Origin of the sequence: uncultured Shewanella sp. (genome assembly GCF_947497935.1) — a bacterium.
In the GTDB taxonomy this organism is placed as follows: domain Bacteria; phylum Pseudomonadota; class Gammaproteobacteria; order Enterobacterales; family Shewanellaceae; genus Shewanella.
The window spans coordinates 311,343-335,055 of record NZ_CANMIO010000002.1 but is presented as its reverse complement, the minus strand read 5'-3'; the positions used below and the strand labels follow the sequence as shown (position 1 = coordinate 335,055).

Sequence of the window (23,713 nt, the reverse complement as noted above, 5' to 3'; positions counted from 1 at the left end):
CTTGATTGTAGCGGTGACCCCAAGGCTTGAGTTGCGGGAGTTTTCTGCCGCCGACGCTCAGGGTTTCTATTGCCTTAATCGTGACCCTCAAGTGCTGAAATACACAGGGGATGTTCCATTTGAAAGCGTGCAAGATGCAGCTAATTTTATTCGACACTATGATCAATACCGTCTTAATGGCTTTGGCCGCTGGGCGGTTTACATCAAAGATACTCAAGAGTACATCGGCTTTTGCGGTTTGAGTAAAGTGCAAGGGGCGAGTGATGTGGACTTGGGGTTTAGAATTCGCCGTGAGCATTGGCGCAAAGGGTATGCAACCGAAGCCGCTAATGCTGCCATTGCCTTAGCATCACAGCGTTATGGCTTGCAGCGATTGATAGGGCGGGTGATGGCTGAAAATCTCGCCTCGATTCACACCTTGCAGAAAGTCGGATTTATAGCTGACCCTAGCCAACTTGATATTGAGGTTTGGCGTCATTTCTATATGGAGCTGGATCAAGTTGCCGCATCTATAGGTGATGGTGTTAGGATAGTTTAAGTTTTTCAACAGAGTAGATATCGATGGTACCTCAAACATTAGTCGAGCAGATCTCAGGTATATATCATGGCGAAACAATAACTGAACTCGGTAGCGTAACTTCAGGGATCAATCACAAGGGGCGTGCCACTGAGTTGCAAGTTGGCATCCAAGCCGTTGCCGGAGATGCGCAAGCCGATCCCAAGCATCACGGTGGACTAGACCGAGTGTTACATCATTTTCCCCGAGAGCATTATGGCCAGTACCGACGCTGGGATCTGATGAGTGGCTTTAAAGATGCGCCAGCCATGGGAGAGAATATTAGTACCGTGGGACTCGATGAGACTCAAGTGCATATCGGCGACATCATTAAGATTGGTGACGTTGAGTTACAGGTTACCCAACCACGTTCTCCCTGCTTTAAGCTCAATTTGCAGTTTGGTCATGATGACTTTGCCCTAGCCATGCAGCAGAGTGGTCGCTGCGGTTGGTTTTATCGAGTGCTCAAGGCTGGCACCATCTATGAGGCTGATACTGTCGAGCTGCTCGAGCGCCTGACTGATATTAGTGTCGCCGAGGCGATGCATATCTATTTCTTACCTGAATTTAATGCCGTGCAATACCAACGCTTAGTTAATTGTCAGGGGTTAGCACAGGCTTGGGTGAAGAGCTTGCAGCGCCGCATAGAAAACGGGGTCATCGAAGATTGGCAGATGCGCCTGTATGGCACATCAAAATAAATGAATAGATTCAAAGTGAAGATAATTTCAAGGAGTGGAATGTATGACCCGAGATGAGAAGAATATGGGAGTGTTGGTACACCTAGCGAGTTTTTCTGGGTACTTGGTTCCATTAGGCAGTATTTTGGGGCCATTGATTGTGTGGCTGATGAAACGCGATGAATATGCATTTGTGGAAAGCTGCGGCAGAAACTGCCTGAACTTTAAGATTAGTGTCATTATCTATTTTATTATCAGCGCGATACTCATGTTTGTCGGCATCGGTTTTTTTCTATTTGGTATTTTAGCCATCTTCGATGTGGTTGTGACGGTTATCGCCGCGATTAAGGCGAGTGAAGGCGAGAGTTACAAATACCCACTAACGATTAACTTCATTAAGCAAAGGGTTTATTAATAATCTCTTTATAGAAGGCTGCAAACAAAAATGCCTATTGGGGAGATCCGATAGGCATTTTATTTAGCTTTTTATTTAGTGCGGCAATCAAGAGTTACTACATGTTAGGGTAGTTTGGTCCGCCGCCACCCTCTGGGGTTACCCAAGTGATATTCTGACTCGGATCTTTGATGTCACAGGTCTTACAGTGAATGCAGTTTTGACCATTAATGACAAACTTCTTCTCACCGGCTTCCTCTACTACTTCATACACTCCAGCAGGGCAGTAACGCTGTGCAGGCTCATCGAATTTGACTAAGTTCACTTCGATGGGAATGCGTGCATCCTTTAAACGTAGATGGCATAACTGATCTTCTTCATGGAAGGTATTAGACAAATATACTGAAGAGAGCTTATCGAAACTCAACTTGCCATCAGGCTTAGGATAATCAATCTTGCTGTAAGCACTCACCTCTGCCATCTGAGCATAATCAGGCTTTTCATCCCTTAGGGTGATAGGCAGCTTGCCACCGAACCAATTTTGATCGATATAGTTAAAGGCGCCACCTAGGTAGGTACCAAACTTGTGCATAGCGGGGCCGAAGTTACGTGATGCGAATAGTTCCTCTTTTAGCCAGCTTTCATCGAATCTATCTTGTAGACAATCGAGATCTTTACCCGCTTCGACTCCCGCCATCAACGCTTGGGCTATTGTTTCGGCAGCTAGCATGCCGCTCTTCATTGCGGTATGGGTGCCTTTGATCTTGGCAAAGTTAAGTGTGCCAGCATCACAGCCAATTATCATGCCGCCAGGAAAGGTCAGCTTAGGCAATGAGTTTAGACCGCCTTTCGTAATCGCTCTTGCGCCATAGGCGATACGCTCGCCACCCGTTAGCGTCTTAGCAATAACAGGATGAGTCTTATAGCGCTGGAACTCATCGAATGGACTTAAGTGTGGGTTCTTATAGTTGAGATCGATAATCAAGCCTACAGCAACTTGGTTGTTCTCTAGGTGATACATGAAGCCGCCACCAGAGGCACCTTCAGTTAATGGCCAGCCACCGGTGTGAATGACCTTGCCGAGTTCATGTTGTTCACTCGGCACGGTCCAAATTTCTTTAAAGCCAAGACCATAGTGTTGCGGGGTTTTGCCATTGTCGAGATGGTACTTTTCAATAAGCTGTTTACCTAAGTGACCGCGACAGCCTTCACCAAATACTGTGTATTTAGCGTGTAGCTCCATACCTGGCTCATAGCCATCTTTGGGTTGGCCATCTTCACCCACACCCATGTCACCAATTTGAATGCCTTTCACGCTACCGTCTTCGTTAAACAACAATTCGCTTGCAGGGAAACCAGGAAAGACTTCGACGCCAAGTTCTTCGGCGCGTTCGGCTAGCCAGCGACAGAGATTACCGACACTGATGATGTAGTTGCCTTCGTTGTGCATGGTTTTAGGTACAAGAGCGTTAGGCATGGCGCGTGCATCTGTTGCCGAGCTGAGCATATGGATTTCATCATGGGTCACGGCCGTGAGTAGTGGGGCATTCTTATCACGCCAGTCGTCAAATAACTCATCGAGTACTTTGGGTTCGAACACCGCACCAGATAAGATATGTGCACCGACTTCAGAGCCTTTTTCGACGACGCAGACGGTGAGATCTTGGCCACTGTCTTGAGATATTTGCATTAAACGACATGCCGTTGCCAATCCCGCTGGGCCGGCACCCACGATTACTACATCGAATTCCATCGATTCGCGTTCCATCAGATCACCTTTCCTTCTTATTTCCCCCGATGACAATAGTGCCGATTGAGACCAGCAGGCTATAAACGGGTGTTTTAATATTTTAGTTCACCTTACCTGAAAATTGCTCAAGGGCACAGCGTTTACAAGCTTATGGTGCAGATATTTTAAGCATTTCTTGCCGTGACAACTGTCACAAAAACTTTATATGTGTTGGTTTTTGACGCCAAATGTGGGCTTGAGGGTATGGTTTGTCACAAAAATACGCCTATAATCAAGGTTGACGGTTCTCCGAGCTTCTTACCCTACGTCGAGACAGATACGGGTTTTTAGCCGTGGCAATAACGCCACCGGGGTGGGAAAAGAAATGATCTCACCTCCCCTTACTTGGAAAGGTGATCATGTCCCAACTACAAGACAACTTTGGTCGACGGTTTCATTATCTGCGTATGTCAGTCACTGACGTATGTAACTTTAAGTGCACCTATTGCCTCCCCGATGGCTACCGCCCAGACGGTAAGCCTAAATTTCTCGATCTCAATGAAATCGAGCATCTAGTCTCGGCGTTCTCACAAGTCGGTACCCAGAAGATCCGTATTACAGGTGGTGAGCCATCTTTACGCAAAGACTTCACCGATATTATTCGTATCATTAAAGACAACGATAAGATTAATACCATTGCCACGACTACTAACGGTTACCGCTTAGCTAAGCATGCCCAAGAGTGGTATGACGCAGGCTTAAGACGCATCAACATCTCGGTCGATAGTTTAGATCCTAAGATGTTTTACCAGATTACTGGTGAGAATAAGTTTGATGAGGTGATGCGTGGTGTCGATGCCGCTCTAGAAGCAGGTTTTGAGCGAGTCAAAATCAACGCGGTACTGCTTAAGGGCCTCAACGATAAAGATCTGCCACGTTTTCTGCACTGGATAAAGCACACCCCAATCGATCTGCGCTTTATCGAGCTGATGGAAACCGGTTTAGGCCATGATTATTTCAAGGCTCATCATCTAGCGGGTAACGACATCAAGTTGCAGTTAGAAGAGGCGGGGTGGCAATTCGATACTCCAGCGGTTGACGATGGCCCGGCGCAAAACTTCAGCCATCAAGACTACCAAGGTCGCATTGGGCTTATCATGCCTTATGCTAAAAACTTCTGTGCCAGCTGTAACCGTCTGCGGGTATCGGCAAAGGGTAAGCTACACCTATGTCTATTTACTGAAAACGGTGTCGACTTGCGTGACTTGCTGCAAAGCTCTGATCAACAAGCTGAATTAATTGAACGCTTGCATGGTCAACTTGCACAGAAAAAAGAAACGCACTTCCTGCATGACGGCATCACAGGCGTCACGCAGCACCTTGCCTCTATTGGCGGCTAATTAAATTCTGATCTGACGCAACTTAGTTGCGTCAGAAGCTGGGTATAATCGCCGCTAACACTCTGTACGAAATGATTCGGATAAATAAGAGACCATTATGGGACACTGCACTCAAAGCCAGTTTACGGCGCTAAATATTGCTGTTTTAACCTTATCTGACACCCGTGATTTTGATTCTGATACATCCGGTGCTTTTCTTGAAAGTGCACTGTTAGAGGCGGGGCATAAGCTTGCCGACCGCCAGATCATCAAAGATGATAAGTACCAAATTCGCTCGGTGCTTTCTCAATGGATCGCTTCCGATAATGTGCAGGTGATTATCACCACAGGTGGCACAGGTTTTACCGATAGAGACAATACACCGGAGGCGGTTAAGCCGTTATTCGATAGAGATATTGAAGGTTTTGGCGAACTCTTTAGACATATCACCTACACCGAACTTGGCACGTCAACCGTGCAGTCTCGTGCATTAGGCGGTATCGCCAATAAAACAGCTATCTTCTGTCTTCCAGGCTCTACTGGCGCGTGTAAGACTGGTTGGAATAAGCTGATAAAAGAACAACTCGATGCCACTCATCGTCCATGTAACTTTGTGATGCATGTGAAAAAAGTCACCGAATAAGTCTCAAAAGAGGCAAGTTTTACGGTACTGTTTTGCGGTACTGTCTGTAACTACTTTGACCCAAATTTATAAAAGGCGTAAACCCAATGACCAATGCTTTTACCCATATTAATGCCGACGGTAATGCTCACATGGTAGATGTAACAGATAAGTCTGTTACCGAGCGTGAAGCACGTGCTGAAGCTTACATTGAGATGGCAAGCGAAACCTTAGAGATGATCATGAGCGGTAGCCACCACAAAGGTGATGTCTTTGCCACGGCGCGTATCGCAGGTATTCAAGCCGCTAAAAAAACCTCTGATCTTATTCCACTTTGTCATCCATTAATGCTGACTAAAGTGGAGGTTGAGCTAGAAGCGCAGCCAGAACATAATCGCGTGTGGATCCGCAGCCTATGTAAACTGTCTGGAAAAACAGGCGTTGAGATGGAAGCATTAACAGCCGCTTCTACTGCTGCATTGACTATCTACGATATGTGTAAAGCGGTTCAAAAAGATATGGTGATTTCTCAAGTTCGCTTAACTGAGAAACGTGGCGGTAAGTCTGGGCACTTTAAGGTATAGAGAAGATTATGATTAACGTATTATTTTTTGCACAAGTGAGAGAGCTTCTAGGCACTGCCGGCGTCAAAGTTGAAGCAAGTGAAAACACCCAAACAGCTGAAGGCTTACGTGAAACTTTAGCGGCAACCGATGACAAGTGGGCTAAAGTGCTGGCGTCTGACAAGTTATTAGTGGCAGTAAACCAAACTATCAGTCAGTGGGATACGGCAATTGTCGATGGTGACGAAGTGGCATTCTTCCCACCTGTAACTGGAGGTTAAGATGATCCGTGTACAAACTCAGGACTTTAATGTTCCAGAGGAATATCACTTAATCAGTCAAGATAACAGCGATGGCGCAGTAGTGACTTTTGTCGGTAAGGTGCGTGACTTTAACGACGGCAGCGCGGTAACCGATCTAACGCTTGAGCATTACCCTGGCATGACAGAAGCTGTGTTGAATCAGATTGAAGCCGAAGCGCGTGAGCGTTGGCCGCTGAACAATGTCACTATCATTCATCGAGTCGGTGCTATGGCGCTGGGCGAACAAATTGTATTTATTGGCGTGACCAGTGCTCACCGTAAGGCGGCGTTTGCTGCCTGTGAATTCTTGATCGATTTTCTAAAGACCAAAGCGCCATTTTGGAAGTTAGAAGCCGGTGACAAAGGTGCCAACTGGGTTGAAGCCCGTGATGCCGACGAGCAAGCTGCAAAAATGTGGGATAAATAAAGCGTAATATTAGCGCTGTTATGGACGCAAGGAGATTGGCTAAATGAAGTTTAGGGTGATGTTACTGGCATTATTGCTGCCCTTTTTAGCAATGAGTAAAGTGGCTTTAGCAGCGCAAGATATTCCCGCGATTGCAGCGGCATCGAGCATCAAGTTTGCCCTCGATGATATCGCCAAACAATTTACCCAAGAGACCGGCCGCAAGGTGCGCATTTCTTATGGCTCTTCGGGTAACTTTGTCGCCCAGATCCGTAATGGCGCGCCATTTGAATTGTTTCTGTCTGCCGATGAACGCTATATCACTCAATTGGCTAAGGCGCAGCAAACACCCGATCAGGGCGTTATTTACGCCGTAGGCCAGTTGGCCATTGCCGCCCCGAAGTCTTCCCCTTTGCCGCTCGATGCGAATTTAGAGGGAGTTAAGCAGTTTTTAGACTCCAAACAGCTAAAACGTTTTGCGATTGCCAATCCAGACCATGCTCCTTATGGCGAACGCGCCAAGGAAGTGTTGCAAAAGCTGGGTCTTTGGCAAGGTATTCAGCCAAATTTAGTTTTTGGCGAAAACGTGTCTCAAGCCGCACAATTTGCGGTGAGTGGCGCCACTCAAGGTGGTTTAGTGGCTTTGTCATTAGCGGTAGCAAAACCTTTTAAGGCGCGGGCTAACTATGTAGTGATCCCGCAGGAATATTATACGCCGCTTGATCAGCGTATGGTATTGACCTTGAAAGCGGGTGAAACCGCTAAATTATTTTATACCTACCTGCAGTCAGACTCGGCTCAGACTGTGTTTGCCGATTACGGCTTTGCGAGAGCGACGAATTAATGGATTGGCAAGCCTTACTGCTATCAATCAAGCTCAGTAGTGTGACTGTGCTTATCTTGATCCCGTTAGCCATCATTGCGGGACGTTTTTTGGCTTATCGCCATTTTCGCGGTAAGTCATGGGTCGAAGCCTTAGTCATGGTGCCACTGGTATTGCCACCAACGGTTATTGGCTACTATCTGCTGGTGGGGCTCGGTAGCGAGTCTTGGCTGGGTCGAATGTTAGAACAGCTGCTCGGCCACCAACTGGTATTTCATTTCTCAGGCCTAGTGGTTGCCTCCATCTTAGTTAATATCCCCTTTGCGATTCAGCCTATTCAGCGAGCTTTTGAAGCGGTACCGGAAGATGTACGCGACGCCGCTGCCTGCTGCGGTATGAGTCGACTCAAGGTGCTATTTAAGATTGAGCTACCTATGGTTTGGCCGGGCGTATTAACCGCCATCGTCTTGTGCTTTTCTCATGTATTGGGGGAGTTTGGCGTAGTGCTAATGATGGGCGGTAATATTGCTGGCGAGACCAAGACGATTGCCATCTCAATATACGACAGCGTGCAGGCATTTGATTTTGCTAGTGCAGGCAATATGTCGCTGGTATTACTGTTATTTGCGATTACGGTATTGGCGTTAACGACCAGCTTATCGCGTCGCGTTGGAGGTCAGCATGTCACAAACCGTCGCTGATCTTTACTGCAGGGTTAAACAAACTAAACACATTAAACTCGACGCCGAATTTAGCTGTAAAGCTGGTGAGGTATTGGCCGTTGTAGGTCCATCGGGCGGTGGTAAGTCAACCTTACTGCGGATGATTGCAGGTCTGACACTGCCCGAAAGTGGTGAGATCCGTTACGGTGAACGCCAGTGGTTCAGCGATGCTAGCAAGGTTCAGTTAACGCCGCAGCAACGCCACTTAGGCTATGTGCCGCAACACTTTGGCTTATTTCCTAATTTAACGGCGTTGGAAAACGTGGTGGCGGCACTGGATCATATTCCTAAAGCCGAGCGAGAGGCGCGGGCTAAAGATTGGCTCGAGCGGGTGAATCTTCACGGCCTACCCGATAGGCTTCCTTCGCATCTTTCAGGTGGTCAGCGTCAGCGCGTCGCGTTGGCAAGAGCGCTGGCTCGAGAGCCTTCGGTGTTACTGCTCGATGAGCCATTCTCTGCGGTTGATAGAGAAACCCGTGAGCGACTATATTTAGAATTGGCTCGACTAAAAGAGCAGTTAGCTATCCCGGTTATCATGGTGACTCACGATCTCAATGAGGCCATGTTGCTAGCCGACAGTATGATCTTGATCAGCCAAGGCAAGATGCTGCAGCAAGGTCGTCCGCGAGAGGTGTTGACGCGCCCACGCAATGAGGCCGTGGCTAAGCAGATGGGTCTACGAAATATCTTCGATGCCCATGTGATCGCTCAGGAAGAAGAGCGACAGATCACTTGGCTTAAGTTTGGTGAACACCTGATCGCCAGTACCTATTTCGAAAGCTTAGATGTGGGGACTAAGGTACGCTGGGTGATCCCTAATCAAGGTGTACGCTTTAACTCGATTAAGAAGGGGCGACTGTGTCGCAGCTTCAATAAACTGGATATTACCGTCGACTCTATGCTGGTCATGGGAGAAACAGTACGGGTACTGGCAAGCGTGACGGGGGTGCAGCATAAGATCCATGCCGAGGTGCCATTACACCTAGCGCAACAGCTGGAATTAGTTGTCGGCACACAAACGACTGTGGCACTTAAATCTGAGTTGATTCATATACTGGAAAAGTAGCCAATTTACAGAGTAATTATTGCTATTGAGGCGTATGATCAAAGTTTAATCTTTGCTCCATCTAGATGTTATACACAATGTCATAAACTGAGTTCCTATATTTGAGAGGAGCGCTATTTTATGTCTAAGAAATTAACAGGTTTAATCGTATTATCTGCGGTATTAACCCTTCCAGCCTTTGCGGCTTACAACGGTCCAGGGCCATCGACTCAGGTTAAGACTGCGTCAGATGCGGCTAAAGCGAAAGATGATACTCCTGTTGAATTGACAGGCTATTTAGTTCAAAGCTTAGGTGATGAAAAGTACCTTTTCCGTGACGATAGTGGCGATGTTGAAGTCGAGATCGATAATGCGCTTTGGCGTGATATTGAGGTATCGAGCGACACTAAGGTAAAACTTGTCGGTGAAGTGGACGATGAGTGGCAAGGAATTGAAATAGAAATTGACAGCTTGCGTCTGGTTTCTGAATAATCCTTTAAAAAAAGTGGTTTAGCGTTTTATTTTCGGAGGAGCCATGGCTCGCTGGCTAATTGGTTTGTTATTAGTATCTGGTAGCTCGTTTGCTGGCCAAGGCTTGTATTCATTGTTGTCTACAGGGAATTACCCTACGCCAACAGAGATGATGCAACAGCTGGAGCAGCAACATGAGGGCGTGATCTCTGAATTTGAAGCGGAAATCGAAAATGGCGAGTTGATTTACGAATTCAAGATGATCGATCCACAGGCTAAAACCATCACAGAATATGAATATCGAGCGATAGACGGCAGCTTGAAAGAGCGTGAAGTCTCTCGTCTAAAGAGTGACGACAAAGATGAGCTTTCAGGCGTACTGATGCTGCTACAAAATGGTCACTCGCTATCGGAAATGTTGACCCTAGTAAATGAGAAAAGTAGCGGCTACATAGTGAAAGCTGAAGTCGACAACGATCTAGGGATCAGTTATATAGAATTAGAGATCCTTGATGTTGATGGTAAACGCCAGTTGGCCTTCGACATTGAAAACAAACAATTATTACCACTGCTCAAATGGGACTAAAACATGAAAATACTCATGGTTGAAGATGACGCGACTACCATCGAATATGTCGTAAAGGGATTTGTTGAGCAAGGGCACAATATAGAAACAGCGACTGACGGCCACCAAGGTTTGTTGCTCGCGACGAGTATGAAGTACGATTTAATCATTTTAGATCGCATGTTGCCGCAGCTCGATGGCCTAAAGTTATTAGCGGCGCTACGCGCTACTGGCAGTCAAACCCCGGTATTGATCTTATCTGCGCTGAGTCATGTCGACGAGCGAGTCAAAGGTCTGCGTGCGGGTGGTGATGACTATATGACTAAGCCTTTTGCCTTCTCTGAGCTACTGGTTCGCGCCGAGAAGTTGATGCAGCGTGGTGAATCACAGCCGACGGTTACCGACCTTAATGTGGGCCCGTTAACCATAGAGTTGCTAACACGTAAAGTGACTCTCGATGGTCAAGAGATCTTGCTGCAGCCAAAAGAGTTTCAGTTACTCAAATACCTGATGGAACATGTTAATCAGGTCATTAGTCGCACTCTGCTTTTTGAAGCCGTGTGGGATTATCATTTCGATCCTCGTACCAATGTCATCGACGTGCATATCGCCAAACTAAGACGTAAGTTTGAAGAGTTAGGCCACGGTGAGTTAATCGAAACTGTTCGAGGTGCTGGCTATCGGTTACGCCAAGGGCATTAAGCCCTATCAGAGTAGTGCCTGGCGCATTACCATCATATTCTCGGCTCTAGTAACTGTCATTATTGGCACACTGTTACTGGGGATGTATCGCCAGCTGATCAATGAACAAGAGTATCAGCTTGACTTGCATCTCGACGCCGAAAAAACTCGCTATCAACAGATGGCATTGACCCTGGATAGGCGCAGTTTTGCGACTCAGGTGCGCGGTGCCGACCCAAAAGTTACCCTGATTGTTTGGCGTGACTCCTCCGATTATATCGGCTCTTTGAGCATGATCCCTGACGATATGCCTATGCTACCGGAGAAGCGAGAGTTTCCCGTGTTTACCGGTGGCCCAGAAAAACTGCATATCTTAACCGGCGGCATGGTGATGACTCGCTATGGTCCCATGCTGATCGCGACTCGAGTCGACCAGTTGGGCGCCCTTATCGATAAGTTTACCAATGCAGCGATTACCGCACTGATGCTGACGGTTGTGTTGACCTTAGCGCTGGGCTACCTATTTTCTAAAGCCATTTTACGCCGCCTAGTGCAATATAACCGCCTAAGTAAGAAGATTGAGCGGGGGCAGTATTCGACACGTTTACCCGTAGGCTGGCGCCAAGATGAGTTTGACATGTTGGCTCGCCAATTTAATGGTGTTCTCGATGCGCTAGAGAAAAATCTCGCGGCGGTGCGTGGTGTAACCGATAACATCGCTCATGATCTACGCACCCCATTGTCTCACCTTCGAATCGGCTTAGAGCAGCTACCGAGTAAGCCTAAAGAGGAGCTTGAGGAAAGCTGTGCCATCCTTACTGAAGAGCTAGATCATTGTTTAGCAACCTTCGATGCCATGCTGTCGCTGACACGTATCGAAGAGGGGCAACAAACTCTAGAGCTGCAAGATGTTAGCTTAATTGCGATTAGCCAAGACTTGTTTGAGATGGCCGACGCGATGGCCGAGTTTAATGGCCAGTCGTTGAAGCTGACAACGGGTGAAGAGTTTCAAGTAAGTGGCGATAAATACTTGTTGTTTCAAGCCTTGTTTAACTTGGTTGATAACGCCATTAAGTATTCTGGTGAAGGCGCGACAATCAGTATTTCTCAGAACCGCAATGTGATTTCGATTCAAGACAATGGCCCAGGGATCCCCGAGGGCTCCCGTGACAAAGTCTTTGAGCGTTTAGTGCGTTTAGATCCTAGCCGTCATCACAAAGGCACAGGTCTAGGTTTATCTATGGTGAAGGCGATTCTATCGCGCCATAATGCTAAAATAGCGTTAACCGATAATCAGCCCGGCTTAAAAGTGACTATCACTTTTTAGCCTGCAATCGAGGCCTTAGCGCCCGATTGCTAATCTTTGAGAACGCCCTATATGTACCAAGTCATTGCCGATGAGCGCGATTTTATTGTTATTAATAAATCGGCAGAAGTTCACTTTCATAGCCAAGATGGCACTGCTGGGGTGGTTGCTCAAGCCGAAGCTGATCTTGGCATCAAGCTTTACGCAGTACATCGACTCGATACCCTGACCTCGGGGTTGATTATCTTAGCCAAGTCGAGCACCGCGGCGGCCGAGTTTACTCGTATGTTTTCGGCCCATTTAGTGCAAAAATATTATCTAGCGCTGGCAAAGGGCAAACCAAAGAAGAAGCAGGGCTGGGTGATTGGGGATATGGCCAAATCACGTCGCAGCATGCATAAATTACTTCGCAGTACAGACAACCCCGCTATTACTCAGTTTTTCTCCCGCTCTATCGCTGAGGGAGAGCGTTTGTACCTACTTAAGCCTCATAGCGGCAAGACTCATCAACTGAGAGTGGCATTAGCCAGCATAGGTGTACCCATCTTAGGTGATACCTTGTACGGCGGAGAGAGTGCCGATAGAGGCTATCTACATGCCTATAGCTTGCATTTTAACTATCTAGACCAAGATTATAATTATACTGTGGCTCCTCAAGAAGGTAGTGTTTTTACTGGCTCTGCTGTTAACCTGCAACTGCAAGAGTGGCAGCAACCTCACGACTTAGCATGGCCAAAGCTTAAGAAAGCTTAATAGCAATTATTATAAGACGTTGCTCGACTCAGGGGGCAAATGTTTATACTGATTGGTATAAGGGGTTTTATCTAAGCTTTGCGAATGTATCTACAATGTAATTCTTAGGTAGCAAATGCTGATTATATAAGCTTTTACATTCACAAAAGCGCCGATAACGAGTAGGATAGTGCCCCTAAAAAGTCCATATTCTAGGGCTATGAATTTTATGGTAGTTCAGACTGCTGAGTTACATTATTAAGGGTAGATTTAAACGTGCATAAGCGAGCCATATATCCAGGAACATTTGACCCTGTTACCAATGGTCATGCCGATCTAATTGAGCGTGCGGCTAATTTATTTGAGCACGTGATTATCGGTATTGCTGCCAATCCCTCAAAGCAGCCAAGATTTACCCTTGCAGAGCGAGTCGAGTTACTTCAAACCGTTACTGCGCATCTCGATAATGTCGAAGTGGTTGGCTTTAGTGGCCTACTTGTTGATTTTGCTAAAGAGCAAAACGCCAGCGTTTTGGTCAGAGGCCTGCGTGCGGTATCTGATTTCGAATATGAATTTCAGCTAGCCAACATGAATCGTCGTCTGAGCCCAGATCTTGAAAGCGTATTTTTAACGCCAGCGGAAGAGAATTCATTTATCTCCTCGAGCTTAGTCAAAGAGGTGGCACTTCATGGCGGTGACGTGAGTCAGTTTGTCCATGCTGAAGTCGCTAATGCATTAACACAAAAGGCTAAATAGTTGTCCATGCTTAAGTTTATCCAGTGTCATGCTGCAAGGCTCTTATCTGTTTTCGCCTTAATCTTCTCAGGAGCCAGTATTGCGGCCCCTTGGGTCGATACCTCTGATATCTATTTGAGAGCCGACATTCAGGCGCTTGCTGATGCTGGCGTCATTACCGTCCCAGTGAATACCTACCCTCTGATGTGGTCGGGAATTGGTGGCGATTTGGCAAAAGTGGAGCCTTCGACGTTAACACCAGGATTAGTCGAGGCTTTTTCACGAGTTAATTACTATTACCGTAATGCCGTGGATAACCGTGGCAATATCAGCGTTAAGTTGGCTGCCGCGAGTGATCCTGCGCGTTTTCAACACTTTGGTTCGGATTATCGTGAGCAAGGTGAGGCCAGCACATCCTACGAATATTTAGGCGAGCGATTTGCCTATAAGGTCTCTGCCTCAGCCAATTACGATCCTGAAGATGATGAAGAGTTTCGTTTCGACGACTCCTACCTTGCAATGGCGCTAGGTAACTGGATGTTTACCTTTGGTGCCGTCGAACAGTGGTGGGGGCCTGGGTTCGATTCATCGCTGCATAAGTCGAATAACGCCAGACCAATGCCGTCACTCATGCTGAGTCGTAATAATGCCGAAGCTTTTGAAACACCTTGGCTCTCTTGGCTAGGGCCATGGACATTTACTGCAGGCATTAGCCGTTTTGAAGAGGAGCGCTATGCTCCGCATACACTGTTATGGAACTTTAGAGGTTCAATCCGTCCATTTAGACAGTTAGAGCTAGGCTTGTCTTGGACCACGCAATTTTGTGGTGATGGTCAAGAATGTACTTGGGAAAGTGCATTTAAATCAATGACGGGTCAGCGAGATTGCCGCGCCGACAATGTAGAAGAGTTTGGTTGCTCTAACTACGGTAACCAGATGGCAGGCTATGATATCCGCTTTAGCGATACTTGGTACAATGTGCCATTTGGCGTGTACTACGAGAGAACCTGTGAAGATGCTAAGAGCTCTGCACCTTGGGATATCGTCGATTGTGGAAAACTATTTGGTGCCGATACACGTTTTAACTTAGATGGTCAGCAATATAAGGTGTTCCTAGAATACACAGATACCATGGTAGCCTGTGGTGAAGATCAAAACGCCTTTAACTGTTTCTATGAGCATTCAACCTATAGAAGTGGCTCACGTTATTATGGCCGAGCATTGGGCAGCACTTACGACAGTGACGCCAATGTTTATGTGTTAGGTTTGATTGGTCAGTATGCTAACAGCAAAGGTTTTACCTCGCTGCTGCGTTACGCTCAACTGAATAAAGATGGTAAAAGCCCTAGTCATGGCTGGGCGCCACAGCCTCTTCAAGAGGACTTACTGATGCTGGAGCTCAGTTATCGTCTACCTATCTGGAAGGGAATGATGAGTGTTGGTGGCAGCGTGTCTCAATCAGAGTTTGAGGTGCAAGAGTCTGAAACCAATGCCAGTGTGTTCGGAACTTACGAATATAAGTTCTAACTTACTAGCAAAAAAGCCAACGCACTAAACGTTGGCTTTTTTGTATTAATCCCCGTGAAATACGAACTATAGCGTAGGCTTGTAGTCTCACAGAGACGCTAATAAAAATTACATATAACTGGGTTAGGCTTATATGCCAGTTAGCCCTTTACCTTTGATAAAAATTCCAGCAACTTATTAAGCTACTTTGTGTTTAAAGGTATTTAATAGAGGAAAGCTTACTTTCCCGATAATTACTAAAGGTAACCAAGTTTGTTGGTGATGAATAAGCCAACATAGCATGTAAAGCTTGGTGTACTTATTTTTAGTATTCATCCGAATTGGAGAAATATTTTGATTTCAGTCGTTATCCCCGCAAAAGACGAACAGGCAAATATTGGTCCGCTAGTTGGAGAAATCCACCAAGCTTTGAAAGACAAGACGCCCTTTGAAGTGATTGTTGTGGATGACGGCAGTAGTGATGATACCTTTGGTGAGCTACTGCGCACAGGCGAGCGACTCGGCTGTGCAACTAAGGCGATTCGGCATGAGAAAAGCGCAGGGCAAAGCACCGCGCTATATACAGGGGTACAGAATGCCACTGGCGACATCATCGCAACGCTAGACGCCGATGGTCAAAATGATCCTGCCGATATTCCTGCCATGTTAGATCTGATCCCAACCATGACCCATAAAGATTTTTGTATTGCGGGTTACCGAAAAAACCGTAAAGACACCGCCTGGAAGCGTTTTCAATCTCGCGTCGCCAATAAAATCCGTGATGGCTTACTCGGTGATGGGGTACCCGATACCGGTTGTGGTTTAAAGATCTTCCCTAAGACGAGCTTCTTGAGACTGCCGTATTTCGATCATATGCACCGCTATATTCCTGCATTGATCCGTCGACAGGGTGGCGAAGTTAAAGTTTCTGTGGTTAACCATAGAGATCGCATGGAAGGGGAGTCTAAGTACACAGCATGGAATCGAGTTTGGGTGGGGATTGTTGATATTGCTGGTGTGATGTGGCTAAACCGTAGAACGCGCTTACCTAATATCGTTAAAACCGAGACCACTGGTAATCACTAATCATGAAGCGTTTAGGCAAAATTTTTGCAGTTGTTGTGGTGCTCTCATTATTAATGTTTGCTGCCAAGCAGGGAGCATTTGCAACCTTTACCGATAGTAATTGGGTTGCTAATTATGTCGCGGAAAATGGCACAAAAGGGCTTATCGTCTTATTTTCGATGGGAGCTGCTTACACTAGCGTAGGTGGTCCTAGGCAGTTTATGGCCTTAGTGTTCGGCTTTGCCTTAGGCGGTGTCTATGGGGCGCTACTGGCGACACTCTCCGCCTTGCTCGGTTGTATGATCACCTTCTATTTTGCTCGACTGACCTTCAGAAGCACCCTTAAGAAGCGGTTTGAAGATAAATTGTTTCGTTTTGAGAGGCTGATAATTCATCGTACTTTTTTGAAGGTACTGATGATCCGTCTTCTTCCTATTGGCAGTAACGCCTTAACCAACCTTTTAGCTGGCTCCACTCATGTGAGTGCGTGGAAATTTTTTGCGGGAAGTGGCATAGGCTATATCCCTCAAATGCTTATTTTTAGCTTCGCCGGTGCGGGGATTGGTTTATCTGATTCAAACAACCTATTGATCAGCATAGTGTTGTTTATCTTTGCATCGCTAATCGGTGGCTATCTGTATAAAACACGTCTGCGTAAGCAGGTGGCTGAGATTGTTAGCGATGAATAGTCAGCTTTATATTAAGGTTTAATCAAGATGATTTTGAAATCACTGCAGCAAAGGTTCAATAGCGACGACTATTATCAGGTCTTAAGCGTGTTACTGCTATTTGCTGCCGTGATTCTGCTCGCTGGGATTGGCTGGCGTTCGCCTTGGCCAGCAGATGAGCCCCGTTTTGCCGAAGTAGCCAGAGAGATGGTGGACTCTGGACAGTGGTTTTTCCCTCAGCGTGGTGGTGAATTTTACCCAGATAAACCGCCAGTATTTATGTGGGCTATTGCGCTATTTTATGGTTTCACCGGCAGCTTAAAAGTCGCCTTCTTGCTACCTAATGCCTTGGCTGGCTTACTAACGCTTTTTTTAGTCTATGACCTAGGCTCCAGATTATGGAATGTGCGTGTGGGTCGCAACGCCGCGCTACTGTTGATGTTGGCGCCACAGTACTTGATTCAGAGTAAAAACGCCCAGATCGATGCAATGGTGATGTGTTGGATCACCTTAGGTTGTTACGGCTTATTGCGTCACTTTATGACGGGCCCCCATTGGCGTTGGTATTTTGCGGGCTGGGCTTTTATGGGGCTTGGGGTGATCACCAAGGGGGTTGGCTTCCTCCCTCTGTTGATGCTTATACCTATCATCGGCTACGCCCTTATTCAAAAAGATCTGTTTAAAGGCCGCCTTAAGTGGTGCTGCCTCGCAGGACCGCTGGCGATGTTAGCTGTCATTGCCTGTTGGTTGGTGCCTATGGTGCTAATTGTACAAAGCCAAGGCACACCAGAGCTGATCCAATACCAAAACAATATTTTGTTTAAGCAAACTGGCGAGCGTTACGTCAATGCTTGGCATCATATCAAGCCTTGGTATTATTTCTTGGTGAGTGTGGTACCTATTATGTGGTTCCCATTACCCTTGCTTATTGTTGCCTATTGGCAGCGAGTCGTCGCCAAGGTAAAAGCCGAGCCAACGATTGCCATACTGCTGATTTGGGTCGTGTTAGTTCTGGTTTTCTTCAGTATCAGCCCAGGCAAGCGCGGCGTGTATATCTTACCTGCGCTACCTATGCTGGCATTAGCGCTCTCGGCGATGATTACTGGTGCCGACACAAAGCGTTGGTTTGAGTGGGGTCTTACAGGTTTGCTATGCTTGCTAGGGCTGATATTTACCACAGCTGGTGTGTTGGCCGTTATTCATCATCCCACTATCGTTAAGGCGATGGCCGATTATGCGCAGGATCTTACTCATATAGGCTACCTTTTACTGACGGTGGGTGTTATCTGGTTTGCCGTCTTATTGTTACTGCGGCACTCACAAGCTATGGTCAGAATGGGCGTTAGCCTAGCCATGACTTGGATAGTGATGAGTACTTGGGGTTACAGTATCTTAGAGCCGATGCGCACGCCGCAGGCCTTGATGGCGAATGCCGCCAAGGCGATAGGCCCCGATGGTCAGTTAGGTTTAGTCAAATTCAAAGAGCAGTTTATCTTGTTCTCACCAGTTGATATTACCCACTTTAGTTACCTCGCAACCCTTGAGCAGCAAGAGCGTAATGCCTGGCAGTGGATGCAGGAAGGTGATAAGCGTTTTATCTTAGTCGGCGATCATCAAAAGCTGAGCTGTTTTGATTTCAGCGATGCAAAAAGCATGGGCGTGGCGCACCGCGATAACTGGGTGCTGCTGACCAAAGATAATTTGCTGCCAACCTGCGCCGAGCCAAGCAAGCGCTATCAATATTTCACGCCAACACCAGGGCGGTGGATGGAGTGATTTTAGGTTCTAGGAAAAGCAAAGACGGACGGCCTGTGGCCGAGGGAACGTGACTGCGTCACTGACGGAACGCTGCGCTTACGGAAAAGATGGGAAAAGTTAAGACGATAAAAGCAGGGAAAGCTAAGCAAGCCCAAAGGTGGCGCCTGTTGCTTTTGCTGTTCCTAGTAGGGCGTAGCCCGCTCTCGAAGCGCAGCGTCCTAGAACCTAGGTCCTAGAAGTGAGCTTGCGAACGCTCTCGTACCTTGTTTTAAAGCTTTTGGCACAAGCTACAGAACACCGTCGCACGCTGGCCGAGTTTGATTTCACTGAGTAGATGGCCACAATGGCTACAGGTTTCGCCGCCTCGGCCATAGACATGTAGCTTCTGGGCAAAGTAACCCGGCTTGCCGTCGGCATTGGTAAAGTCTTTCAAGGTGGTGCCGCCCTGCTTAATGGCGCCCGCCAAAATCTGTTTTACTTCACTAACCAAAATCTCGATACGTTCGGCATCGACTTTACCAGCTTCGGCTTGTGGATGAATGCCTGCGGCAAACAGTGCTTCGTTGGCGTAAATATTGCCGACACCCACCACGATATGATTATCCATCAGACATAGTTTTATCGCCTTTTTCTTATTGGCTAAACTCTCTAATAGGTAAGGGGCGTTAAAGGCGTCAGTGAGCGGTTCAGGGCCCAACTTCGATAATAATGGGTGTGCTTGTTCTGGCAGTTCGCACCATAGCCAGGCTCCGAAACGTCTTGGGTCGTTAAAGCGCAGCGCTTTGCCACTGGTAAGTACCAAATCTATATGGTCATGCTTTTCTGCTGGCGTAGAGGCTGGCAGTATGCGCAAACTACCTGACATGCCAAGGTGCACTATGGTAGTACCTGCATCGGTATCAATTAACAAGTACTTCGCACGGCGACGCACATTGCGGATCGTCTGGCCGACGATCTGTTTCGCTATCTCAGGTACAGGCCACCTTAGCGATGGATTGCGTATAATTAAATCGGTTACTTCATTATCAATTAGATAAGGGGAAACGCCTTGGCGAGTGACTTCAACTTCGGGGAGTTCCGGCATGTATTCTCTCTCTTGTTGTTATTACTTTCTTATCGTTTTCTTATTATTTTTCATCATTGCAGCTATCCCGATCACGGTTCTATTCGTTCTGCGGGTAAGAATGAAAGTTAGTTTAGCTGTGCACGAAGAATGGGACTTAGAGCCTCACGTAAACTCGGTGGGATCTGATACCAATTTCCAGCTGGCGACTTTAGTAAGCCTTGCTCGCTAAACAAAATCCACAACTGGGCATCGATGAGATCATCCACTTGGATCACTAGCTCTATCGGCTCACCCACGGTTTCAGGTTTGTCGCTTAGCGCCGATATATGTACTTGTTCCCAAGCATTGGCCCACTCTAAGCAATTAAGCACTCTACTGCTACATTGCCAGCCAGACTGACGCTTCTGTAACCAGTGTTCACCAAATTGCAGTTGAGATAACGGTGCGGCGTTATCGAATAGCGCCTGAGTCTGCATGGGTGTTTGTTGGCTATTTCTCTCGATTACGGTCAAGACTGAGATCATCAAGACTGATGCTAGGATGATGATGGTATTCCACTTCTTGCGGGATAGTGCCATGGTTTGTGTGGGTGGTTGGTTATTTTATAAGTGTATCTGCAAGTTGGGGGAACCACAAATGCTTGGTTTCAAGCTGCCGCTTGGGCTTTAAGTTAGACTTCGTCTAACCATTGGATCAATCAAGCTGCGCTTGATAAAGGTCGTGAGCTTCCAGCTCACACTCGGCCAAGAGGGGATCAACAGCAATCCCCTCTTGGATCACCCCTGCCGCCCCGACGAAGTTGTTTATCCTCAGTCATTTTCGAAAATCGTTATCGCCTCATATTCGCCATCCCAGGCTCACCTAAGGCTACCTCGGCATCCATGCCTCGCTCACGCGCCTAATGTTTACAAGAGTTCTTCAATGACTTCGGCAACTCCGATGGGGGAACTGGTGCTTTCTGTGGCTTTTGAGTTGAAATTGGTTTTGCTGTGTCTTTGTTTTTTCTTTTTTCTTTTTATAGGTCTAACGCTGAGTCTGAAAGGTCGTCTTTTCTAACTCGGTGTAGATACGGCTGAAGCCTTTGGTTTCAGGGATGAAACCGTAGAGCTCACAGGGATGTGCTTGCAGCGTGCTTCAGCAGTATCTGCACATGCGCTGGCCGCAGGCCATTGGAACCGCAGATGTTGGACGATACATCAACAGCTGCCTACGTATTGATGAAGCAAAGGTTCACCACCTAGGCCAAAACAAACCTCCAACAACGCCTATTTCTAGGAGGAGAACTGTTCAAGTAACTGTTCTCCAGCTGTGGTTTTGATGATACGCAGAATCCGAGCTTAAGCGCTCAGTATCAAGAGCCTGATACTCTACTGTTTAGCAAAATAAAATGTGAAAAATTGCGGATATTCACCTATACCTATTGAGTGCTTTATTTTTATACACCTAGGTTTTATATGGAGATAGATATGGTGTCCTTCAATAGAATATTTGCTCTTGTCTTTTTAAGTTTCATATTAACAGCTTGCGGCGGGGATGATGGGGATGGTCCCGTATGTCCTAACAATGTTCCCTGCGAATTAATCAATGATAATGCTGCACCGACAGCAGCTGTTATTTATGAGGTCTCTTTAAGTGTTACCGATGCCGAGGGGAATGATATCTCATCTATCTCTTCGGTTAATCCTGGAAAGCTAGTTGCTAATGTTAGTGGTATCACTGAGCCGACTATCGTCACCTTTGCGAGTACGCTGGGCGAACTGCCTATTACAACGGCGGTTACCGATGATGAGGGCAATGCCAGCGTCGTTATCTACGCCGGCAGTGATCTAGGAGCCGGAACGGTAACTGCAAGCCTGGTCTCGGGTGAGCAAGACACGGCTATTATCGTCATTGGTGCTACCAACTTAGAGATGGGCAGTGGTGATCCATTGCAGTCCGGTGTCGCAGAGGTCAGTACAACTTCGCTATCGGCGGGAGGCACCGCAAGTGTGTCGGTGATGATTGTCGATGAACAGGGAGAGCCCTTTCAGGAACCTGTAGATGTTTATTTCACATCGGCCTGTGCCCAGCTCTCTACACCGTTAGCTCAATTAGACTCACCCGTGCTGTTGGTTGGTGGTGTCGCCACGAGTACCTATATTGCTAAAGGCTGCGCAGGTGCAGATCCTATTAGTGTTAAAGCAACGGTGGCGGGTTTGGATTTAATAGCTTCGGCGACAATTAATGTACTCGAAGCCAAAGAAGGCAGTATTAGCTTTGTATCCGCAGAGCCTTCTTTAATTTCCATTAAAACAACTGGTGGCACAGAGACGTCAGTCGTTAAGTTTCAAGTCTTCGATACTAGCGGTAATCCGGTCACCAATAAATCGGTTAGCTTTAACCTTAATACCGAAATGGGGGGGGCTTATCTCAGTGATGAACAGGGAATTACCGATAACAGCGGTATGGTGCAGACGGTTGTGAATTCTGGAACAGTTGCTACAACAGTTCGGGTGTTCGCAACCGTCGATGGTAGTGAACCACTGCTTATTACTCAGTCTAGCAAGCTGATTATCTCTACGGGGATCCCGGATCAAGACAGCTTCACACTAGCCGTTAAAACTTTGAACCCAGAGGCTTATGATATTGCAGGTGTTGAAGTGCCAGTCAGCGTTTTCCTTGCCGATGCCTTTAATAATTTCGCTCCCGATGGTACTGCCGTGTACTTCACCACCGAGGGCGGCGCCATCGATGACTCCTGCTTTACTTTGGATGGAAAGTGCTCAGTAATATGGCGAAGCCAAAACCCATGGCCTGAAGATGGCCGCTCAACCATCACGGCTTATGCATTGGGAGAAGAGTCATTCCCAGATTCCAACGGTAATGGTCGTTTCGACGAAGAAGAGGTTGAGTTATTTTTGTCGGTTGGTGTTGATGGCCCGCTTTATGATATGGACGGAGCCTTCAACGATTACAATGAGAATCGCATATACGATAAAGATGAGTTTGAAGAGTTAATCGATGATTTACCAATTCAGCGAGACGAACACTATAACGGCGTTCTATGTAGCTACCCTGCACATGATGCCTGTGCCGATGGTGTTAATCATAGTAAGTCTATTACTATCAGAGATAGTGTTGTGATTGTGATGTCTGGTAGTCATGCCATTGCGTCCAATATTGTGGTAATTGATAGCGAAAATAATAATGGCGATCAGGTGTTGGAGCTTGTTAATACAGGTATTGGACAAGTTTCTCTGAATATTACTGACCAAAGAGCGCAGCAGATGCCTTTCGGATCTGAAGTCAGCTTCACCTCTACGGTTGGTGAAGTATTGGGGCAAAGTAGTTTTAGTTGGCCTAACACTAACGCTGAAGGTGGTCAAAACTATGGTGTCGCGGTGAAAGGTGGAACCGAGGCTGCTACTGGGGAGTTGGTTGTAAAGGTAACCACGCCTAGCGGTGTTGAAACTGTTGTTGCTAGAGTGACAGTCATTATCACTCCGTAGTGTCGATGCTTTAGTGACTACTATCTCAATTAAGATTTATTAGTCATTTCTATTGATACCATAAAGGGCGCTTATAGCGCCCTTTTTTATTGTGTTTTCAAGCTGCGCTTGGGCTTTAAGTTAGACAATGTCTAACAACTAAAGTCGTGGCGCTTCGCCCCTTTCTGTTGTTAAGAGTCGAGCCAAGGGGGAAAGCGCTTGTCCCCGCTCTTGATTTCAAAAGAAGAAACCCTCAGCGCCCCAGACGAAGTTGTTGATCCTCAGTCATTTTCGAAAATCGCTATCGCCTCATATTCGCCTCTGATAGGAAGGAAGCCTGAATGTCTTGAAGTGCATGGATGCACGAGAAAGACCATGGCTCACCTAAGGCTATCTCGGCATCCATGCCTCGCTCACGCGCCTAATGTTTACAAGAGTTCTTCAATGACCTCGGCAACTCCGATGGGGAAAC

The 23,713-nt window shown here is 46.9% G+C and carries 25 protein-coding genes and 1 riboswitch; of the genes, 22 read left to right on the top strand and 3 right to left on the bottom strand.

The window, feature by feature from the left end; translation table 11 throughout:
* Nucleotides 1-13: 13 nt before the first annotated feature.
* The 3 genes from Q1A86_RS03665 to Q1A86_RS03655 are packed head-to-tail and all read left to right on the top strand — an operon-like array spanning nucleotide 14 to nucleotide 1,651.
* Nucleotides 14-538 (top strand): GNAT family N-acetyltransferase, encoded by a 525-nt coding sequence (locus Q1A86_RS03665; RefSeq protein WP_299802978.1) that lies wholly within the window; start codon nucleotides 14-16, stop codon nucleotides 536-538.
* Nucleotides 539-561: 23 nt separating this feature from the next.
* On the top strand, nucleotides 562-1,257 hold the full coding sequence (locus tag Q1A86_RS03660) for an MOSC domain-containing protein (RefSeq protein ID WP_299802976.1): 696 nt from the start codon (nucleotides 562-564) through the stop codon (nucleotides 1,255-1,257).
* A gap of 43 nt (nucleotides 1,258-1,300) precedes the next feature.
* Complete coding sequence (locus Q1A86_RS03655) at nucleotides 1,301-1,651, top strand: DUF4870 domain-containing protein (RefSeq protein WP_299802974.1); 351 nt, start codon at nucleotides 1,301-1,303, stop codon at nucleotides 1,649-1,651.
* A gap of 97 nt (nucleotides 1,652-1,748) precedes the next feature.
* Here Q1A86_RS03655 and Q1A86_RS03650 read toward each other — a convergent pair whose 3' ends face one another.
* Nucleotides 1,749-3,398 carry an electron transfer flavoprotein-ubiquinone oxidoreductase gene (locus tag Q1A86_RS03650; RefSeq protein WP_299802971.1) on the bottom strand — a complete coding sequence of 550 codons (1,650 nt, stop codon included), beginning with the start codon at nucleotides 3,396-3,398 and terminating at the stop codon, nucleotides 1,749-1,751.
* A gap of 256 nt (nucleotides 3,399-3,654) precedes the next feature.
* Nucleotides 3,655-3,791: riboswitch (molybdenum cofactor riboswitch) on the top strand.
* Here Q1A86_RS03650 and moaA point away from each other — a divergent pair.
* The 18 genes from moaA (at nucleotide 3,779) to Q1A86_RS03560 (ending at nucleotide 18,726) form a co-directional block, all read left to right on the top strand.
* Nucleotides 3,779-4,759: a GTP 3',8-cyclase MoaA gene (gene moaA, locus Q1A86_RS03645; protein ID WP_299802969.1), complete on the top strand. Its 981-nt coding sequence runs from the start codon at nucleotides 3,779-3,781 to the stop codon at nucleotides 4,757-4,759. It overlaps the preceding riboswitch by 13 nt.
* Before the next feature lie 97 nt (nucleotides 4,760-4,856).
* Complete coding sequence (moaB, locus tag Q1A86_RS03640; protein WP_299802967.1) at nucleotides 4,857-5,381, top strand: molybdenum cofactor biosynthesis protein B; 525 nt, start codon at nucleotides 4,857-4,859, stop codon at nucleotides 5,379-5,381.
* Between the two features lie 86 nt (nucleotides 5,382-5,467).
* Nucleotides 5,468-5,944, top strand: a complete 477-nt coding sequence (moaC, locus tag Q1A86_RS03635; protein WP_041411171.1) for a cyclic pyranopterin monophosphate synthase MoaC — start codon at nucleotides 5,468-5,470, stop codon at nucleotides 5,942-5,944.
* An 8-nt stretch (nucleotides 5,945-5,952) separates the two neighbouring features.
* Nucleotides 5,953-6,204, top strand: coding sequence for a molybdopterin synthase sulfur carrier subunit (gene moaD, locus Q1A86_RS03630; protein WP_299802963.1), 252 nt, complete (start codon nucleotides 5,953-5,955; stop codon nucleotides 6,202-6,204).
* Between the two features lies 1 nt (nucleotide 6,205).
* Complete coding sequence (moaE, locus tag Q1A86_RS03625; RefSeq protein ID WP_248999678.1) at nucleotides 6,206-6,652, top strand: molybdopterin synthase catalytic subunit MoaE; 447 nt, start codon at nucleotides 6,206-6,208, stop codon at nucleotides 6,650-6,652.
* 43 nt (nucleotides 6,653-6,695) lie between these two features.
* A complete protein-coding gene (modA, locus tag Q1A86_RS03620) occupies nucleotides 6,696-7,475 on the top strand; it encodes a molybdate ABC transporter substrate-binding protein (protein WP_299802958.1) in 780 nt (259 codons plus the stop codon).
* Nucleotides 7,475-8,155: a molybdate ABC transporter permease subunit gene (gene modB / locus Q1A86_RS03615; RefSeq protein WP_299802956.1), complete on the top strand. Its 681-nt coding sequence runs from the start codon at nucleotides 7,475-7,477 to the stop codon at nucleotides 8,153-8,155. Before modA ends, modB begins: the two co-directional genes overlap by 1 nt.
* Nucleotides 8,136-9,242 (top strand): ABC transporter ATP-binding protein, encoded by a 1,107-nt coding sequence (locus tag Q1A86_RS03610; protein ID WP_299802954.1) that lies wholly within the window; start codon nucleotides 8,136-8,138, stop codon nucleotides 9,240-9,242. Before modB ends, Q1A86_RS03610 begins: the two co-directional genes overlap by 20 nt.
* 120 nt (nucleotides 9,243-9,362) lie before the next feature.
* A complete protein-coding gene (locus tag Q1A86_RS03605) occupies nucleotides 9,363-9,713 on the top strand; it encodes a NirD/YgiW/YdeI family stress tolerance protein (protein ID WP_299802952.1) in 351 nt (116 codons plus the stop codon).
* A 43-nt stretch (nucleotides 9,714-9,756) separates the two neighbouring features.
* Nucleotides 9,757-10,278, top strand: coding sequence for a hypothetical protein (locus tag Q1A86_RS03600; RefSeq protein WP_299802950.1), 522 nt, complete (start codon nucleotides 9,757-9,759; stop codon nucleotides 10,276-10,278).
* 3 nt (nucleotides 10,279-10,281) lie between these two features.
* Nucleotides 10,282-10,959, top strand: a complete 678-nt coding sequence (locus tag Q1A86_RS03595) for a response regulator transcription factor (protein WP_299802948.1) — start codon at nucleotides 10,282-10,284, stop codon at nucleotides 10,957-10,959.
* 82 nt (nucleotides 10,960-11,041) lie between these two features.
* Nucleotides 11,042-12,265, top strand: a complete 1,224-nt coding sequence (locus tag Q1A86_RS03590) for a HAMP domain-containing sensor histidine kinase (protein ID WP_299803152.1) — start codon at nucleotides 11,042-11,044, stop codon at nucleotides 12,263-12,265.
* A 51-nt stretch (nucleotides 12,266-12,316) separates the two neighbouring features.
* Nucleotides 12,317-12,997, top strand: a complete 681-nt coding sequence (locus Q1A86_RS03585; protein ID WP_299802946.1) for a TIGR01621 family pseudouridine synthase — start codon at nucleotides 12,317-12,319, stop codon at nucleotides 12,995-12,997.
* A 255-nt stretch (nucleotides 12,998-13,252) separates the two neighbouring features.
* Nucleotides 13,253-13,732, top strand: coding sequence for a pantetheine-phosphate adenylyltransferase (gene coaD / locus Q1A86_RS03580; protein WP_299802944.1), 480 nt, complete (start codon nucleotides 13,253-13,255; stop codon nucleotides 13,730-13,732).
* A gap of 6 nt (nucleotides 13,733-13,738) precedes the next feature.
* The gene (locus Q1A86_RS03575; RefSeq protein WP_299802942.1) at nucleotides 13,739-15,238 is read left to right on the top strand and encodes a capsule assembly Wzi family protein; all 1,500 of its coding nucleotides are present in this window, start codon (nucleotides 13,739-13,741) and stop codon (nucleotides 15,236-15,238) included.
* Between the two features lie 333 nt (nucleotides 15,239-15,571).
* On the top strand, nucleotides 15,572-16,303 hold the full coding sequence (locus Q1A86_RS03570) for a glycosyltransferase family 2 protein (RefSeq protein ID WP_299802940.1): 732 nt from the start codon (nucleotides 15,572-15,574) through the stop codon (nucleotides 16,301-16,303).
* 2 nt (nucleotides 16,304-16,305) lie between these two features.
* Complete coding sequence (locus tag Q1A86_RS03565) at nucleotides 16,306-16,971, top strand: TVP38/TMEM64 family protein (RefSeq protein ID WP_299802938.1); 666 nt, start codon at nucleotides 16,306-16,308, stop codon at nucleotides 16,969-16,971.
* Between the two features lie 33 nt (nucleotides 16,972-17,004).
* Nucleotides 17,005-18,726 carry a glycosyltransferase family 39 protein gene (locus tag Q1A86_RS03560; RefSeq protein WP_299803150.1) on the top strand — a complete coding sequence of 574 codons (1,722 nt, stop codon included), beginning with the start codon at nucleotides 17,005-17,007 and terminating at the stop codon, nucleotides 18,724-18,726.
* 250 nt (nucleotides 18,727-18,976) lie between these two features.
* Here the strand turns inward: Q1A86_RS03560 and mutM are convergent, their stop codons facing one another.
* Both mutM and Q1A86_RS03550 read right to left on the bottom strand, forming a co-directional pair.
* Nucleotides 18,977-19,792 (bottom strand): bifunctional DNA-formamidopyrimidine glycosylase/DNA-(apurinic or apyrimidinic site) lyase, encoded by an 816-nt coding sequence (mutM, locus tag Q1A86_RS03555; RefSeq protein WP_299802936.1) that lies wholly within the window; start codon nucleotides 19,790-19,792, stop codon nucleotides 18,977-18,979.
* Nucleotides 19,793-19,899: 107 nt separating this feature from the next.
* Complete coding sequence (locus tag Q1A86_RS03550; RefSeq protein WP_299802934.1) at nucleotides 19,900-20,352, bottom strand: hypothetical protein; 453 nt, start codon at nucleotides 20,350-20,352, stop codon at nucleotides 19,900-19,902.
* A gap of 888 nt (nucleotides 20,353-21,240) precedes the next feature.
* Here Q1A86_RS03550 and Q1A86_RS03545 point away from each other — a divergent pair.
* Complete coding sequence (locus Q1A86_RS03545) at nucleotides 21,241-23,262, top strand: hypothetical protein (RefSeq protein WP_299802932.1); 2,022 nt, start codon at nucleotides 21,241-21,243, stop codon at nucleotides 23,260-23,262.
* The last annotated feature ends 451 nt before the right edge of the window (nucleotides 23,263-23,713 follow it).